Source organism: Halegenticoccus tardaugens (assembly GCF_004116405.1).
In the GTDB taxonomy this organism is placed as follows: domain Archaea; phylum Halobacteriota; class Halobacteria; order Halobacteriales; family Haloferacaceae; genus Halegenticoccus; species Halegenticoccus tardaugens.
This window is the reverse complement of sequence record NZ_SDIC01000003.1, coordinates 472,761-486,355: the sequence shown is the minus strand read 5'-3', so window position 1 is coordinate 486,355 and position 13,595 is coordinate 472,761. Positions and strand designations below refer to the sequence as shown.

Here is a 13,595-nt window from a genome sequence, read left to right as displayed (position 1 = left end):
CAGTTCATATAGTTGGTGGGGCGGAAGCGCCGTCCCGGCTCCGGGTCGAGCGGTGAGACCGGAGGATCCGCTCGTAGTACGGGGTCATGACGTCGACGGCCTGCGCCCAGTGTCTCGGGGTGTGCATGTCGTGGAGTTCGACGCCGAGCGCGTACCGCGCCGCCTCGGGGCCGAACCCGGATCGCCCGTCGTTCGGCTTCGTCGGATAGCGGTCGTCGCCGAGCGCCGCGCGGAGTTCGTACACCTGCGCCTCCTGCATGGGCGTCCAGTAGTCGCCGCCCACCTTGTGGCGCCGCCAGGCGAGCGTGCTCTTCGACGCGTACGCCGGGTCGATCCCGAGCGCGTCCGCTCGACGGCGGAAGCACCCGCGGACGACGCTCCAGTCGGCGTCGGCCAGCCCCTCGACCGCGATCGACCCAGTTTCGTCTCGGAACGCCGCCTCGACCTCGTCTTTCGCCCACAGCGCGTCGACGTACGCCGCCGCACCGTCGCGGACGAGGCGGTCGTCCGTGCGCGGAAACTGCCCGCGATCGACCTCGGCGAACGCCTCGATCGCGTCGGCGTAGCGTCCGTCGTCGTGCGCTCTGAACCCTTCGCAGAGGGATTCGGCCATCCGTCTGGCGGCCGTCGCGAGGGACTCGGCCGCCTGCTCGTTCGCCACCATCGTTCGTGGCCGTATCATCACTTCGAAGACATAGCGGTATCCCCGAACCGACCGTCGAAAGCTATCGGATGAACGACGAGAGGACGGTCCGGAGGTGTTCCTTCGAAAAGAGCGACGACGGTCGGTCCATGTGGACGCCGATCTCCCCCGAGAGCGCCCGCAGGCCGGCGCGCTGGACGGGTTTCGGGAGGGAGTACGCGCGACGGACGAGGTGGCCGAGGCGGATCTCGGTTTCGAGTTCCGCGCGCCACGCGCGCTCGTACGCGGCGAGCGTCCGCGGGCGGGCCGGATCGATCGTCCGGACCGCGCAGTCGGCGGCGGTCATCCCGTAGAGGATCCCGCCGCCGGTGAACGGCTTCGTCTGTGCGGCGGCGTCCCCGACGAGAAATGCGCGGCGCGTCGTCACCGTCTCCGGCGGCCCGATGGGGATCGCGCCCGAGCAGAACCGATCCGTCTCGACCCCGTACGTCGCCGTCAGCCGATCGAACAGGGCGGTCACTTCCTTCCCCGGCGGGGCCGCGAGGCCGTACTCGACGCCCGCGTCGCCGCGGGGGATCCGCCACGCGAAAAAGCGCGGCACCGTCAGGTGCACGTCGACGTGGTCTCCGAAGTCGGCGTCGTCGTCGAACGCGAGTACGCCGTGGAGCGTCTCGGCTGGCTCCGGCAGGCCGACCTCGCGGCGGACGCGCGAGACGGGACCGTCGCACCCGGCGACCATCTTCGCCTCGAACTCCCGGCGCTCGCCGCCGGCGCTCGCCGCGACGGTCACCCGGTCCGCGTGCTCTTCGACCGCCGTCACGGCGTGTCCCTCGCGCACGTCCGCGCCCGCCTCGCGGGCCGCCTCGGCGAGCGTCCGGTCGAGTTCGACCCGGTCGATGACGTTCGAGATCTCCTCGGTCTTGTAGAACAGGTTCGGATCGCTGTCGGGGCCGCCGACGCGGAAGTTCGCGCCGTAGACGCGATTTTGCAGGAGGCGCGCTTTCGCCCCGGCGGGAACGTACTCCCAGATGTCGGTGCTCACGTGGCCGGAACAGGCGAGCGGCGTTCCGACCTCCCCCTTCTCCAGGGCGAGCACGTCGTATCCGGCCTCGGCGGCGCGGCGCGAAAAGCGCGCGCCCGCTGGCCCGACGCCGACCACGACGAAGTCGTACATGGGCGTTCGTCCTCCCGCTCGGAGTAAATACCTTCCCGGTTCGCTCCGACGACGGGGCGACGAGGGGTACCCACAAAAAGCGTCGAGAGCGGACAGTCAGGCGACGACGGCCAGTCCGCTCGGCGTCTGCGTTCCGAACTCCTCGGGCCACTCGACGTTGACCGCCTCCCACGTCTCGCCGGCGTCGGTCGTGAAAAAGAGCCCGCGATTGGAGAGCGCGTAGAACGCGCCGCTCGCCGAACCGCGCGCCAGCGCTGCTCGCACGGTTCCCTTCCCCGTCGGGAGCCCGTCACCGACGCGTTCCCACGGCTCGTCGCCGCGTCTCCTGTAGACGTAGGATTCGGCGCTCGCCGCGTTGTGCGCCGACCGGGGTCCGCTCGCAGCGGAGAGAAGCACCGTCCGGGGATCCGCGGCGTCGACGGCGACGCTCCAGCAGTACCGGTGATCCAACCCCTCCTGCGGGTGAGTCCACGTCCGCCCGCCGTCGTCCGTCTCCGCGTAGCCGTCGCCCGCGGCGGCCCACGCGCGCCCCGGCGCGTCCGGGTGGGTCGTCAGGCTGTGGTTGTCTCGCCGGGAGTCCGGCGCGCGGTCCTCCCACGTCTCGCCGCGGTCGGACGTCTGCACGAGCGCCCCGGCCTCGATGCTGACGTAGAGGTGGGCCGGATCGTCGGGGTCGACCTCGATCCACCGGACGTGATGGGTGTAGGGGCGCGGCGGGAACGACCAGCCGGATGCGGAGGGGAGGTCGGTGAGTCCCTCCCGCTCGGTCCACGTCGCGCCCCCGTCGGTCGAGCGATAGACCGCGCTCGGCTCCGTCCCCGCCCACGCTTCGTCCGGATCGTCGGGGTCGATCGCGACGGCCATCACCTTGTTTCCCACCGCGTTCTCGCCGACGCGTTCCCACGAGTCGCCGCCGTCCTCGCTGCGCCACAGGCCGGCGTCGTAGGTGCCGCAGAAGACGCGGTCGGTACCACTCTCGCCTGCCTCGGGCGCGACGGCGAGACAGGCGAGTTCGTGCCCGTCGAGGCGAACGCGCGCCGTCGGGTCGTCGGGCGCGCCGTCGACGACGAGGAGGGCGTTTCTCATGGCCGCGTACGTTCGTGCCATGGGTGAACGTTCGTTTTTCCCGCGAAAAAGGGTGCCGCCCGGCGGTTCGCGCCCGTGAAGGCGGCCGGCGAGGGAAGGGGCGGTTCCGAACCGGACGAAGGTTTATCACTGCGAAGGCGCCCAACTCGCCCCGCATGTGACGTTCCGCCGCGGGCCGGTCGAGGCGGGAGTACGGTACGCCGCCCGCGGATCATCGAGGTTCCGTCTGTTCGCCCCCTTCAGTGTGCTTTCACGGTGAGCGCCGTTCGGTCGTTCCACCTCCGCGGTGATGATCGCTCAATCGTTCCACCTTCGCGGTGACGACCGCTCAGTCGTCGCTCGCCACCTTCGCGGGCTTCCGCCGATCCGAGCGCGGCCCCTCGATCTCGACGTCGGGCAGCAGGTCGCGGAGGTACCGGCCGGTGTGCGAATCGTCGGTGCGGGCGACCTCCTCGGGCGTCCCCGCGGCGACGACCTCGCCGCCTCCTTCCCCGCCCTCGGGTCCGAGATCGACGATGTGATCGGCGTTCTTCACGAGGTCGAGTTCGTGCTCGACGACGACGACCGTGTTGCCGTTGTCGACGAGTCGCTGGAGCACGTCGATGAGCTTCCACTCGTCTTCCTTGTGAAGGCCGGTCGTCGGTTCGTCGAGGAGGTAGAGCGTGTCGCCGGTCTGCTTCTTGCCGAGTTCTTCGGCGAGTTTGACGCGCTGGGCCTCGCCGCCCGAGAGCGTTGTCGAGGGCTGTCCGAGCTGCATGTAATCGAGACCGACGTCCTTCAGGAGCTTGAGCCGACGGCGGATCTGCGAGTTCGCCTCGAAGAAGTCGTAGGCTTCGTCGACTTCCATCCCCAGCACGTCCGCGATGGTCTTGCCCTTGTAGGTGACGTCGAGCGTCTCGTCGTTGTAGCGCGCGCCGCCGCACTCCTCGCAGGGGACGTACACGTCCGAGAGGAAGTTCATCTCGATCTTCACCGTCCCCTGTCCGCCGCACTCCTCACAACGGCCGCCCTTGACGTTGAACGAGAAGCGCCCCTTCTCGTAGCCGCGCTGTTTCGCGAGCTTCGTCTGGGCGAAGAGTTCGCGGACGTAGTCGAAGACGCCGGTGTACGTCGCCGGGTTGGATCGCGGCGTCCTGCCGATCGGGCTCTGGTCGATGAGCCGAACCGTCTCGATCTCCTCGATTCCATCGATGGCGTCGTGGTCGCCGGGATCGACGGAGGTGTTGTCGTTCATCTCCCGGACGAGCGCCTTGTAGAGCACTTCGTGCATCAGAGTGGACTTTCCGGAGCCCGAGACGCCCGTGATCGCCGTGAACGTCCCGAGCGGGATCGGGACGTCGAGATCCTTCAGGTTGTGCTGGCGTGCTCCGCGAACCATCAGGCCACCGTCACCGTCGCGGCGCTCTTCCGGGACGGGGATCTCTTTCCGCCCGGCGAGGTAGTCGCCGGTCGCCGAGTTCTCCGCGGCGCACACCTCGTCGAAGTCGCCCTGCACGACGATCTCGCCGCCGCGCTTGCCCGGACCTGGGCCCATGTCGATGACGTTGTCCGCCCGGCGCATCGTCTCCTCGTCGTGTTCGACGACGAGCAGCGTGTTCCCGAGGTCGCGGAGACCCTCCAGCGTATCGAGCAGTTTGTCGTTGTCGCGCTGGTGGAGCCCGATCGATGGCTCGTCGAGGACGTACAGCACGCCCACGAGTCCGGAACCGACCTGCGTCGCGAGGCGGATCCGCTGGCTCTCGCCGCCCGAGAGCGTCGAGGCTTCCCGGTCGAGCGTGAGGTATTCGAGCCCGACCTCGGTCATGAAGCCGAGGCGGGCGCGGATTTCCTTTAAGATCTCCTCCGCGATCGTCCGCTCTCGCTCCGTGAGGTCCGCCTCCATCCGATCAAAGTGCGCGAGCGCGTCTCCGATGCTCATACGGTTGATCTCGGTGATCGCCGTGCCGTCGACGTACACGGAGCGGCTCTGCGGCTTCAGGCGCGTGCCGTCGCAGGCCGGGCAGGTCGTCACCGCCATGTAGTCTTCGATGTGCTCTCTCGTCCCCTTGCTCTCTGTCTCGACGTACCGGCGTTCGAGGTTCGGGATGACGCCCTCGAATCGTTTCTCTTTTCGACGGATTCCGTTCCGCGTCGTCCGCTTGAAGACGACCTGTCGATCAGTGCCGTAGAGGAACTGTCGCTGGACGTCGTCGGCGAGATCCTCCCACGGGGCGTCGACGCTCACGCCGAAGTGATCGGCGACGGAGTCGATTCGCGTGCGGTAGTACGACCGCTTGTAGCTCCACGGCTCGAAGACGTGTTTTAACGGTTGTGAGGGGTCCTGAACGACGAGGTCCTCGTCGATCTCCTTCGTGTTGCCGATCCCCTCGCACTCCGGACACGCGCCGTGGGGACTGTTGAACGAGAAACTCCGCGTCTCGATCTCCGAGAAGTCGATGCCGCAGTGGGTGCAGGCCAACTCCTCGGAGAACTCGACGACGAGGCGATCGTCGCCGGTTCCGGCGAGGTCGCCCGTCGCGCGCGCCTCGGTGCCGAGGCGGAAGTCCTCGTCCGCGGGCGGGTCCGGGACGATGACCTTGAGGACGCCGTCGGCCGCATCGAGCGCTGTTTCGACGCTGTCGGTGATGCGCGAGCGGGCGTCCGCCGTCACCTTCACGCGGTCGACGATCACGTCGACCGTGTGATCGTAATTTTCGTCCAGTTCGGGCCGTTCCAGAGTGAGGTCGTACCCGTCGCCATCGACCTCGACGCGGGCGTAGCCTTCGCTCACGAGGTCGTCGAACAGGTCCTCGAACGCGCCCTTCTGGTCGCGGACGACCGGTGCGGCGATCATCGCGCGCGTTCCCGCCGGCAGTTCGAGTAGCCGCCGGACCATCTGCTGGGCGCTCTGCTCGCCCACTTCGCGGCCGCACTCCGGACAGTGCGGCGTGCCGACGCGGGCGTACAGCAGTCGGAGGTAGTCGTGGAGTTCGGTGACGGTGCCGACCGTCGATCGGGGGTTGTTGGCGGCGTTCTTCTGGTCGATCGAGATCGCGGGTGAGAGCCCCTCGACGGATTCGACCTGCGGTTTATCCATCTGCCCGAGGAAGTTTCGGGCGTACGCGCTCAGGCTCTCGATGTAGCGGCGCTGTCCCTCGGCGTAGATCGTCTCGAAGGCGAGGGACGACTTGCCGGACCCCGACAGGCCGGTGACGACGGTGAACGTCTCCCGCGGAATCGTGACGTCGAGGTCCTTCAGGTTGTGCTCCTCCGCGCCGCGGACCTCGATGTACTCCTTGCTCATGGCCGCGAAACCCTCGCCTCCGTCCCCGTCCGTCCGTCTCGCGACACCGGATGCTCACACCCTATCATCTGTCCTCCCCTCGGGGATGGACGCACTTAACCTGATTGTGATGGATCCGAACCGATCGGCCGAGCGGCCGCGGTTCCATCACGGACGTTAATTTCCATCCTTCATTACTCGGGTAACATTCATTGCTACTCGCATCCGAGTAAGTAGCAAATCATGGATCGACAGACCGCTCATCTCTTCGCCGACGACGCCCGCCGATGGTTCTTCGAAAAAGTGACCGGCCGGCGGTACGAGCCGACGGGGTGTTTCGACATACTCCATCGGAAATAGAACGGGGTAACTCCCGGTTCGGGCGGCGAGACGACCGAAGGAGGAAGGGACCGGAAGAACGAGGCGTTTTTCAGCTCAGCTTCTGCCGCGCGATCGTCACGCCGGTCGGCGCGACGATGATCTGGTCGTCGCCCTTCTGGACGATGTCGCCGTCGACCTCGCTCGCGACCTGCCGGAGTTCGTCGATGATGTGTTCGACCGTTCGGTCTTTGACGCGGAGGCGGGTGATGTCGGCGATGACGAAGTCGCCGTCGTACACGGCGTCTTTGATCGCGACCACGTCCTGTTGGCCCGCGATCTCGGCGATGTGAACCGTCATCCCGGCTTCGCCGCGCGCGGTGTCGAAGTCGTCGAGATTCAGCTCGACGTAGTCCTCGGTGCTTCGGGCGCCACCCCCGCCGAGGATCTTGCTCATAATACCCATGATCTCTACACTGGCGGGGGTTCCATTAGTTCTTACGTCAGACGGTCCGGCGACGAAGACGGTCGCGCGAGCGCCGCCAAAGCGGCTAACCCCCGACCCGTCGAACTACGGCGCACCGATGTTCCGAGCCACGCTTCGACGCTCCGTCGAGCGGACCGATCGGCGAGCGCTCCGGGAAGGATTCGCGGGCGGCCTCCTCGCGACGATCGTCATGACCGCCTACCGACTGCCCGTCGCGCGCTCGCTCCCGCCGACCGCGACGTTCTGGGCGAAGTACGTCGGCGGCGGCGACCCGTCGGACTATCCCGTCGTCGCGCTGGTCCTCCACCTGTTGTACGGCGCGGGGGGCGGCGTCGCCTTCGCCTCGGCGTTTCGGGCGAGCGAGCGAACGCCAACCGAGTGGGAGGGCGTCGCGGCGGGGACGATCTTCGGCGTCGTCCTCTCCGTCTTCGGCAGCCGCGTCGTCCTCGGGGAACTCCTCGACCGGTCGCTCGATCCCGACGAGGCGCTCGTCTTCCACGTCGGCCACCTCGTCTACGGGCTCACCCTCGGGACGTGGATCGGGTCTCGACTGCGCGACGACGGCGGGTAACCTCGATGGAGGTTCGAACGCCGTCCGAAGCCCGGAGCGACGTCTCGGTCGCCGCCGGCACCGCGGCTGTCGCCGCGCTTCTCTGCGGCGCGCTCGTCGTCCCGGCGCTTTTGATTCCGGCGTACGCCGGGCTGCTCGCCGCGTCGGTCCTCGCCGCGTCGACGGGGATCGCGTTCCGGATGATCCTCTCGACGCTCCTCTCGGTCGGCGATCCCGCGCCGGAGCCACCGTCGCTTCCCGCGGATCCGCCGACGGTGTCGGTCGTCGTCACCGCGTACAACGAAGCCGACGCGCTCGAAGGGACCGTCGCGTCGTGTCTCCGGCAGTCGTACCCGACGGATCGGCTGGAGGTCGTCGTCGGCTACGAGGCGGCGTCCGACGACGGAACCGCAGACGTGGCCGAACGGATCGCGGCCCGGAACCGCCGGGTCGCGGCGGTCCGCCGCGAGGTATCGCCCGGCGGCAAGGCGGCGGCCGTGAATCACGCGCTCCCGCGCGCCGAGGGGGACGTGATCGCGAGCGTCGACGCTGGGCAGCGATTCGAGCCGACGGCCGTCCGCCGGGCGGTTCGGCGACTCCTCGAAGGCGACGACGTCTGGTGCGTCAAGGGCCGCTGCTTCGGGACGAACGCGGCCGCCTCGCTCGTCGCGCTGCACGCGACCGTCGAGCGGCACCTGATCGAGCGGACGGAGTTCGTCGCCCGCGACGTGGCGGGCGGGTTCACCCTCTTCACCGGCGGGCAGGCGTTCTTCCGGCGGGAGGCACTCTCCGCGCTCGGCGGATTCGACGAGACGGTGCTCCTGGAGGACCTCGACGCGGCGTCGCGGATCCACGCGCGCGGCAAGCGGATCCGCGTCGATCCGACCGTCGTCTCCGCGGAGCGGAACCCCGAGACGCTCGCCGCCTGGTGGAGCCAGCGAAAGCGGTGGGTCCGCGGGGGGATGCAGGTCGCTCGCCGGCACCTCCGTCGGCTCTCGGACGACCCGAATCTCTCGCCGATCGTCAGGCTCGACGCCCTCTACACCTTCTGCGTCGTTCTGACCCTGCCGATCCTCCTGCTCGCGTCGCCGGTCGCGACCCTATCGGCGCTCGGCGTCGGGCCGCCGTTCCCCGGCGCGGCGCTGTCGACCGCGGCGGCGGCCGTCTCGTCGACGTTCGCGCTGCCGTACGCCGTCTTTTTGCAGGACGAACTCGCCGGGCGCGCCCACGACCCCCGCGAGTACGTCGCGCCGCTCACGCTGCCGGCGTACCTCGCGCTGCAGGCCGCCGTCGTCGTCGCGGCGTTCGTCGACGAGTTCGTCCGACGGCGGCCGGCCGTGTACGTCACGAGCAGCGAGGCGAGCTCGAGGGGCGGAGCGGGTGAGCGAAGCGACGAAGACCGAGAATAAGGAGTTAGACGCCGAATCCGTACAGATCGTCGCCGACGTGGTGGACCGACTCCACGACTTTGCCCGCGTCGCCGACGAGGTCGGAGCCGTCCTCCAGCGACCGGCCGATGGCGAGCACCTTGCCGTGGGCCTCTTCGGCGATCGCGACGAGGTCGCCGGCTTCGATGGCGTCGTCGGCCTCGACGATGCCGGGGCGCATGACGTCCGCACCGTTGCTGACGAACGACACCGCCCCGGAGTCGACGGTGACGACGCGCCGATCGGGCGGGTGCTCGTTCGCGCCGCGGACGGTGAGAAACGGCTCGTCGTCGACGTAGAACACGAGCGGTTGGCCGTCGACGAGCACCACGTCGAACGCCGAATCCCGGAGTTCGACGAACTCGTACGAGTCGCCGTCGAGGTCGACGCCGAGCTGCGACGCCACCGCGTCTTCGATCGCTCCGATCTCGTCGCTGCGGAGGTGGTGTCGGGATTTGACCCTCATGGCTGCCCGTGCGACGGCGCTGCGGTTAAATCACCCGCTCCGCCGCCGATCCCGGAAACCGGACTCGGGTTTCGTCGCGAGTCCCGCGTCGGTCGCGGCGACTGTCGATCTCCTCTGAATGTCCGAAATCGCTGGCGTTTCCGGGCGTACACCGGGTACCGTGACAAACGCTAAGTGAACCGCGATCGACCTTCCTCGCATGTGGCGCCCCCGGACGAATCGGGACCGGAAGACGGTCGTCTGCATCGCCTGCGGCACGTCCGTCCTCCGCTCCGAGGCGCGCGAGTACGACAAGGAGGGCAACCGCTGGGACCGCTACGGCAAGGAGTTCGAACACCTCTGTAAGGACTGCTACCGCGAGCTCTGTCACCAACCCCGGAACGAACTCGAATCGCTGCTGCTCGAAATAGAAGCGGACGGAATAAGCCAGTCGGAGTTCCTCAGGCGGTACCTGGGCGCCGTCGAGGAACGCTACGGGCCGGCTGAGGAACGGTAGACGGGCGTTCGGGACGGCCGGCTCTTCCATCCCGACGCCCTCCGGACGCCGGCTACGACCCACGCTCTATCACTCTTCGACAGAGATTCCCCGGGCGATGGTTTAAGTATCAGAACGGGACACAGTTTACCCACGGAGGGTATCGATGAGGGGTACGCGCGCGCTCTCGCGCCGGTCGTTTCTGGTCGCCGTCGGCGCGACGGCCGCCAGCACGTCGATCGCCGCATCCTCGCGACTCGACTCGGAGACGCGGGCGCCGATCGCCGCCCCGGACGTGATCGGCCACCGCGGCTGCGCCGGCATCGAACCGCCGAACACGATCCGCGGAATCCGAACGGCGATCGACCTCGGCGTCGACGGGGTCGAACTCGACGTGCGACGGACGGCCGACGGCGAACTCGTCCTCTTTCACGATCCGATCTTGGACTGGTCGACGGACCACCACGGCATCGTCCACGAAACGCCGGCCGAGACGATAGAAGACGCGCGCGTTCACGGCGAGCCGATCCCGACGCTCGCGGAGGGCCTCGACGTCGTGTCGGAGTCGGACGTGCGACTGTACCTCGAACTCAAGCGCGACGGCTATGCGGCGGCGGTGCTCGACGCGCTCGACGCGTTCGACCTTCGCCGGCGGACGACGCTCGTGTCCTTCAGGAGCGAGTCGCTCGCTGCCGCCGCGGACGCGACCGTCGACGTCGGCGCGCTGGGAAACACCCCGAACCCGACGGTGCTCGACGTCGCGTCCGACGTGGAGGCCGAATACGCCATCAGCCACTACGTTCCCCGCGCGCTCCCGTGGTTCATCAACGAGACGCGCGAGCGGGGCGTGAGAGCCGGGATCTGGTCGCTCGTGGACGTCGAGAACAACGTCGTGGACGCGATCGACCACGGGCCGGACCTGATCACGACGGACAGGCCCGACATCGCGCTCGAATATCGGCGCAGCCGCGCGAGACGGATCGACTCGAGCGACGAACCCCGACACGACTAACTACCTCTCACCCGTCATTCGAACCATGTCGAACGACGCGCAGGCGCAGGCGGGGACGGCGGAGGGACAGGGCCCCGTCGAGGTCACGCCGGAGGTGGCGCGCCACCTGGAGAACAAACGGGAGGAGCTGTTCGAGGAGTTCGAGATCCGCGACAAATTCCCCCACGAGGTGCTTCGAGAGGCGAAAGAGCGGACCGACGGCGTCCAAGAGGAGATCCAGGCCGAGATCGAACGTCGGCAGGACCTCCGCGACCTGCCGACGTGGACGACCGACCCCGTGGACGCGCAGGACTTCGACGACGCGATCAGCGTCGAGGAGAGCGACGACGCGTACACGCTCTGGGTCCACATCGCCGACGTGACGCACTACGTCCACCCCGGCTCGGAGATGTGGGCCGAGGCGGTCAAACGCGGCAATACGGTGTACCTGCCCGCGTACACCATCCACATGCTCCCGCCGGCGCTCGCCGAGACGGTCTGCTCGCTCGTGCCGCGGGAGGATCGGCTGGCCCACACCGTCGAGATGCGCATCAAGAAGGACACCCTCTCGTTCGACACCATCGACATCTACAAGTCGGTCATCCGCAGCGACGAACGGCTCACCTACGGCCAGTGCGAGTCGCGTCTCGACGACCCGGACGCGCCGCTGCACGACGAGTGCGCGCTCGTGTTCGACCTCGCGGACCGCATGCACGAACAGCGCAAAGAGGACGGGTCGCTCGTGCTCAACCCCCGTCGCGACCGCGCGCACACCATCGTCGAGGAGTGCATGCTCAAGGCGAACAAGGCCGTCACGCACGAGCTGATGTGGAACCGCGGCGTCGAGGCGATGTACCGCGTCCACCCGCAGCCGACCCCCGATCAGTGGGACAAGGCGCTGCGGGAGATCATGGAACTCGACGGCGTCAAGATTCCGAGCGGAACGCTCGACGATCCTCGAAAGGCCGTCAACGCGGCGCTGGAGGAGGCACCGCCGCGCGCGCTCAACAAGATCCAGCGCGCCGTGTTGAAGGTGATGCCCCGGGCGAAGTACATGAACGATCCGTTCGGCGGCCACCACGCGCTGAACTTCGACATCTACGGCCACTTCACCAGCCCCATCCGCCGGCTGTCGGACCTCATCAACCACTGGATCGTCCACGAGAACGACGTGCCGGAGGACCTCATCGAACTCTGCGACCGCGCCTCCGACAAGCAGAAGGACGCGGAGACGGCCGAGCGACTCTACAAGCAGTTCATGGAGGAGATCGGGCTCGACCCGTACGCGGTGAACAGCCGCGGCCTCGAAGTCGTCGAAGAGGACGAAGGAGACGAAGCGGCGGCCTAGCGCGTCGTCGACTCGCCCCCGTCCCGCGTCGTCACACCTCCGCGTGCGTCGCCGCGTCGGTACCGATTCACTCGCGTTCGAGGTCGGCGAGCGTCTCGTTGATCTCGCCGATCCGAGCCGTCTGCTCTTCGACCGCGGCGGCGATGTCGCTCGACTCGTCCGTGATCTCGTCGGCGTTTCTGGCCGTCTGTTCGACCATGGTCGCGACCTCCTCGGCCGCGGCGGCCTGTTCGTCGGTCGCGCCGGCGACTTCCGAGATCCCGTCCGACACCTCCGAAACCGTCTCCGAGATCTCTTCGAGACTCTCCATCGCCGCGTCGACCCGTTCGATGCCGCTTTCGATCGTCCGGTTGCTCTCCTCCAAATTTTCGACCGCGTTGTCGGCGTCGACCTGAATCGATCCGACGGTGTCTTCGATCTCGCCCGCCTGCTCCTGCGACTCCGCCGCGAGCGATTTGATCTCGTCGGCGACGACGGCGAACCCGCTGCCGGCGTCGCCCGCCCGGGCGGCCTCGATCGACGCGTTCAGCGCCAGCAGATTCGTCTGGTCCGCGATGCCGTTTATGACCTCGGTGATGGAGTCGATGTCCTGGACGCTCCGGCGGATCGTCCGCACGTCCCGGGCGACGCTCTCGGCCGCGGCCTGAATCCCGCTCATCGCCTCGACGACGTCCGCGGCGGCCTCCTGTCCCTCCGTCGCGCTCAGCTTCGCCTCCCGGCTCGCCGAGGAGACTTCCTCGGCGGACGAGGCTACCTCCTCGACCGCGGCGCTCAAGTTCGACACCTCCGAGCTCACCGTCCGCATTCCCGTCGACTGCTCTTCGGCCAGTTCGGTTATCTCCTGCGTGCTCGAAGAGATGTCCTCCGACGACTCGTACAGCTCAGCGAGCGCGTGCGTCACGTCCGCGACCGCGTCGCTTTCGTTCTCCCCCGCACGGATTGCTCCCTCCCCGCCGTTCCCCAGCCCGTTCCCTCCGTGCCGCGTCTCTCGAGACATATAGCGAACCATTCCAAGAATTTATCCGGCTTAAAATCGAGGTTCGAATTATCTCATTTGATACCATATTAAAACTCTGATAAACATCTAGAAGGTTTATCGGAGGAAATCGGCCGACAGCACGATGGTGAATAAATTCCTGGAATCGAAAGCGGGAGATGACGGAATCCGGGGAAACGATGATTTATCCGAAGTCGTGTTCGTTATCGAGGGTGTCGACGAGCGCATCGTCGCGAACGCGACGCCACGGCTCCGTCCCGGAGATCGCGCCGCCTCGGCGAGAAGATACCGCGGGGCGGCGATCGGTTCGCGGTCGCGATTTTTCGCAGTTTGAGAATGAAGTTTAAATTTAACTTACTGTTCGTTGGACC

The 13,595-nt window shown here is 67.6% G+C and carries 12 protein-coding genes; 5 read left to right on the top strand and 7 right to left on the bottom strand.

Annotated elements, in window-relative coordinates; genetic code table 11:
- Positions 1-4: 4 nt before the first annotated feature.
- The 5 genes from C3L37_RS10130 to C3L37_RS10110 all read right to left on the bottom strand — a co-directional run bounded on the left by C3L37_RS10130 (position 5) and on the right by C3L37_RS10110 (position 6,949).
- Positions 5-682, bottom strand: coding sequence for a hypothetical protein (locus C3L37_RS10130; protein ID WP_228546192.1), 678 nt, complete (start codon positions 680-682; stop codon positions 5-7).
- A 43-nt stretch (positions 683-725) separates the two neighbouring features.
- Positions 726-1,817, bottom strand: a complete 1,092-nt coding sequence (locus C3L37_RS10125; protein ID WP_129114485.1) for a geranylgeranyl reductase family protein — start codon at positions 1,815-1,817, stop codon at positions 726-728.
- A gap of 96 nt (positions 1,818-1,913) precedes the next feature.
- Positions 1,914-2,924 carry a WD40/YVTN/BNR-like repeat-containing protein gene (locus C3L37_RS10120; protein ID WP_228546191.1) on the bottom strand — a complete coding sequence of 337 codons (1,011 nt, stop codon included), beginning with the start codon at positions 2,922-2,924 and terminating at the stop codon, positions 1,914-1,916.
- Positions 2,925-3,231: 307 nt separating this feature from the next.
- Positions 3,232-6,186 (bottom strand): excinuclease ABC subunit UvrA, encoded by a 2,955-nt coding sequence (gene uvrA, locus C3L37_RS10115; protein ID WP_129114484.1) that lies wholly within the window; start codon positions 6,184-6,186, stop codon positions 3,232-3,234.
- Between the two features lie 409 nt (positions 6,187-6,595).
- Positions 6,596-6,949: a cell division protein SepF gene (locus tag C3L37_RS10110; RefSeq protein WP_129114483.1), complete on the bottom strand. Its 354-nt coding sequence runs from the start codon at positions 6,947-6,949 to the stop codon at positions 6,596-6,598.
- Between the two features lie 118 nt (positions 6,950-7,067).
- Here C3L37_RS10110 and C3L37_RS24325 point away from each other — a divergent pair, with 118 nt between their 5' ends.
- Entirely contained in the window at positions 7,068-7,541 is a 474-nt protein-coding gene (locus C3L37_RS24325) for a hypothetical protein (protein WP_164974730.1), read from the top strand.
- A 5-nt stretch (positions 7,542-7,546) separates the two neighbouring features.
- Positions 7,547-8,929: a glycosyltransferase gene (locus C3L37_RS10100; protein ID WP_129114481.1), complete on the top strand. Its 1,383-nt coding sequence runs from the start codon at positions 7,547-7,549 to the stop codon at positions 8,927-8,929.
- A 4-nt stretch (positions 8,930-8,933) separates the two neighbouring features.
- On the opposite strand, the gene C3L37_RS10095 is transcribed toward C3L37_RS10100, so the two are convergent.
- On the bottom strand, positions 8,934-9,413 hold the full coding sequence (locus C3L37_RS10095; protein WP_129114480.1) for an RNA-binding protein: 480 nt from the start codon (positions 9,411-9,413) through the stop codon (positions 8,934-8,936).
- 199 nt (positions 9,414-9,612) lie between these two features.
- Here C3L37_RS10095 and C3L37_RS10090 point away from each other — a divergent pair, with 199 nt between their 5' ends.
- From C3L37_RS10090 to C3L37_RS10080, 3 genes are all read left to right on the top strand, one after another.
- Positions 9,613-9,909 (top strand): DUF7562 family protein, encoded by a 297-nt coding sequence (locus tag C3L37_RS10090; RefSeq protein WP_129114479.1) that lies wholly within the window; start codon positions 9,613-9,615, stop codon positions 9,907-9,909.
- A 145-nt stretch (positions 9,910-10,054) separates the two neighbouring features.
- Positions 10,055-10,900, top strand: coding sequence for a glycerophosphodiester phosphodiesterase (locus C3L37_RS10085; protein WP_129114478.1), 846 nt, complete (start codon positions 10,055-10,057; stop codon positions 10,898-10,900).
- Between the two features lie 25 nt (positions 10,901-10,925).
- A complete protein-coding gene (locus C3L37_RS10080; protein ID WP_129114477.1) occupies positions 10,926-12,227 on the top strand; it encodes an RNB domain-containing ribonuclease in 1,302 nt (433 codons plus the stop codon).
- A gap of 67 nt (positions 12,228-12,294) precedes the next feature.
- On the opposite strand, the gene C3L37_RS10075 is transcribed toward C3L37_RS10080, so the two are convergent.
- Entirely contained in the window at positions 12,295-13,224 is a 930-nt protein-coding gene (locus tag C3L37_RS10075; protein WP_129114476.1) for a methyl-accepting chemotaxis protein, read from the bottom strand.
- Positions 13,225-13,595 lie beyond the last annotated feature (371 nt).

Bases quoted from the DNA above. Each gene is read 5' to 3' on its own strand.
- C3L37_RS10130 (WP_228546192.1), bottom strand. From the start codon at position 682: ATGATACGGCCACGAACGATGGTGGCGAACGAGCAGGCGGCCGAGTCC.
- C3L37_RS10125 (WP_129114485.1), bottom strand. From the start codon at position 1,817: ATGTACGACTTCGTCGTGGTCGGCGTCGGGCCAGCGGGCGCGCGCTTT.
- C3L37_RS10120 (WP_228546191.1), bottom strand. From the start codon at position 2,924: ATGGCACGAACGTACGCGGCCATGAGAAACGCCCTCCTCGTCGTCGAC.
- uvrA (WP_129114484.1), bottom strand. From the start codon at position 6,186: ATGAGCAAGGAGTACATCGAGGTCCGCGGCGCGGAGGAGCACAACCTG.
- C3L37_RS10110 (WP_129114483.1), bottom strand. From the start codon at position 6,949: ATGGGTATTATGAGCAAGATCCTCGGCGGGGGTGGCGCCCGAAGCACC.
- C3L37_RS24325 (WP_164974730.1), top strand. From the start codon at position 7,068: ATGTTCCGAGCCACGCTTCGACGCTCCGTCGAGCGGACCGATCGGCGA.
- C3L37_RS10100 (WP_129114481.1), top strand. From the start codon at position 7,547: ATGGAGGTTCGAACGCCGTCCGAAGCCCGGAGCGACGTCTCGGTCGCC.
- C3L37_RS10095 (WP_129114480.1), bottom strand. From the start codon at position 9,413: ATGAGGGTCAAATCCCGACACCACCTCCGCAGCGACGAGATCGGAGCG.
- C3L37_RS10090 (WP_129114479.1), top strand. From the start codon at position 9,613: ATGTGGCGCCCCCGGACGAATCGGGACCGGAAGACGGTCGTCTGCATC.
- C3L37_RS10085 (WP_129114478.1), top strand. From the start codon at position 10,055: ATGAGGGGTACGCGCGCGCTCTCGCGCCGGTCGTTTCTGGTCGCCGTC.
- C3L37_RS10080 (WP_129114477.1), top strand. From the start codon at position 10,926: ATGTCGAACGACGCGCAGGCGCAGGCGGGGACGGCGGAGGGACAGGGC.
- C3L37_RS10075 (WP_129114476.1), bottom strand. From the start codon at position 13,224: ATGTCTCGAGAGACGCGGCACGGAGGGAACGGGCTGGGGAACGGCGGG.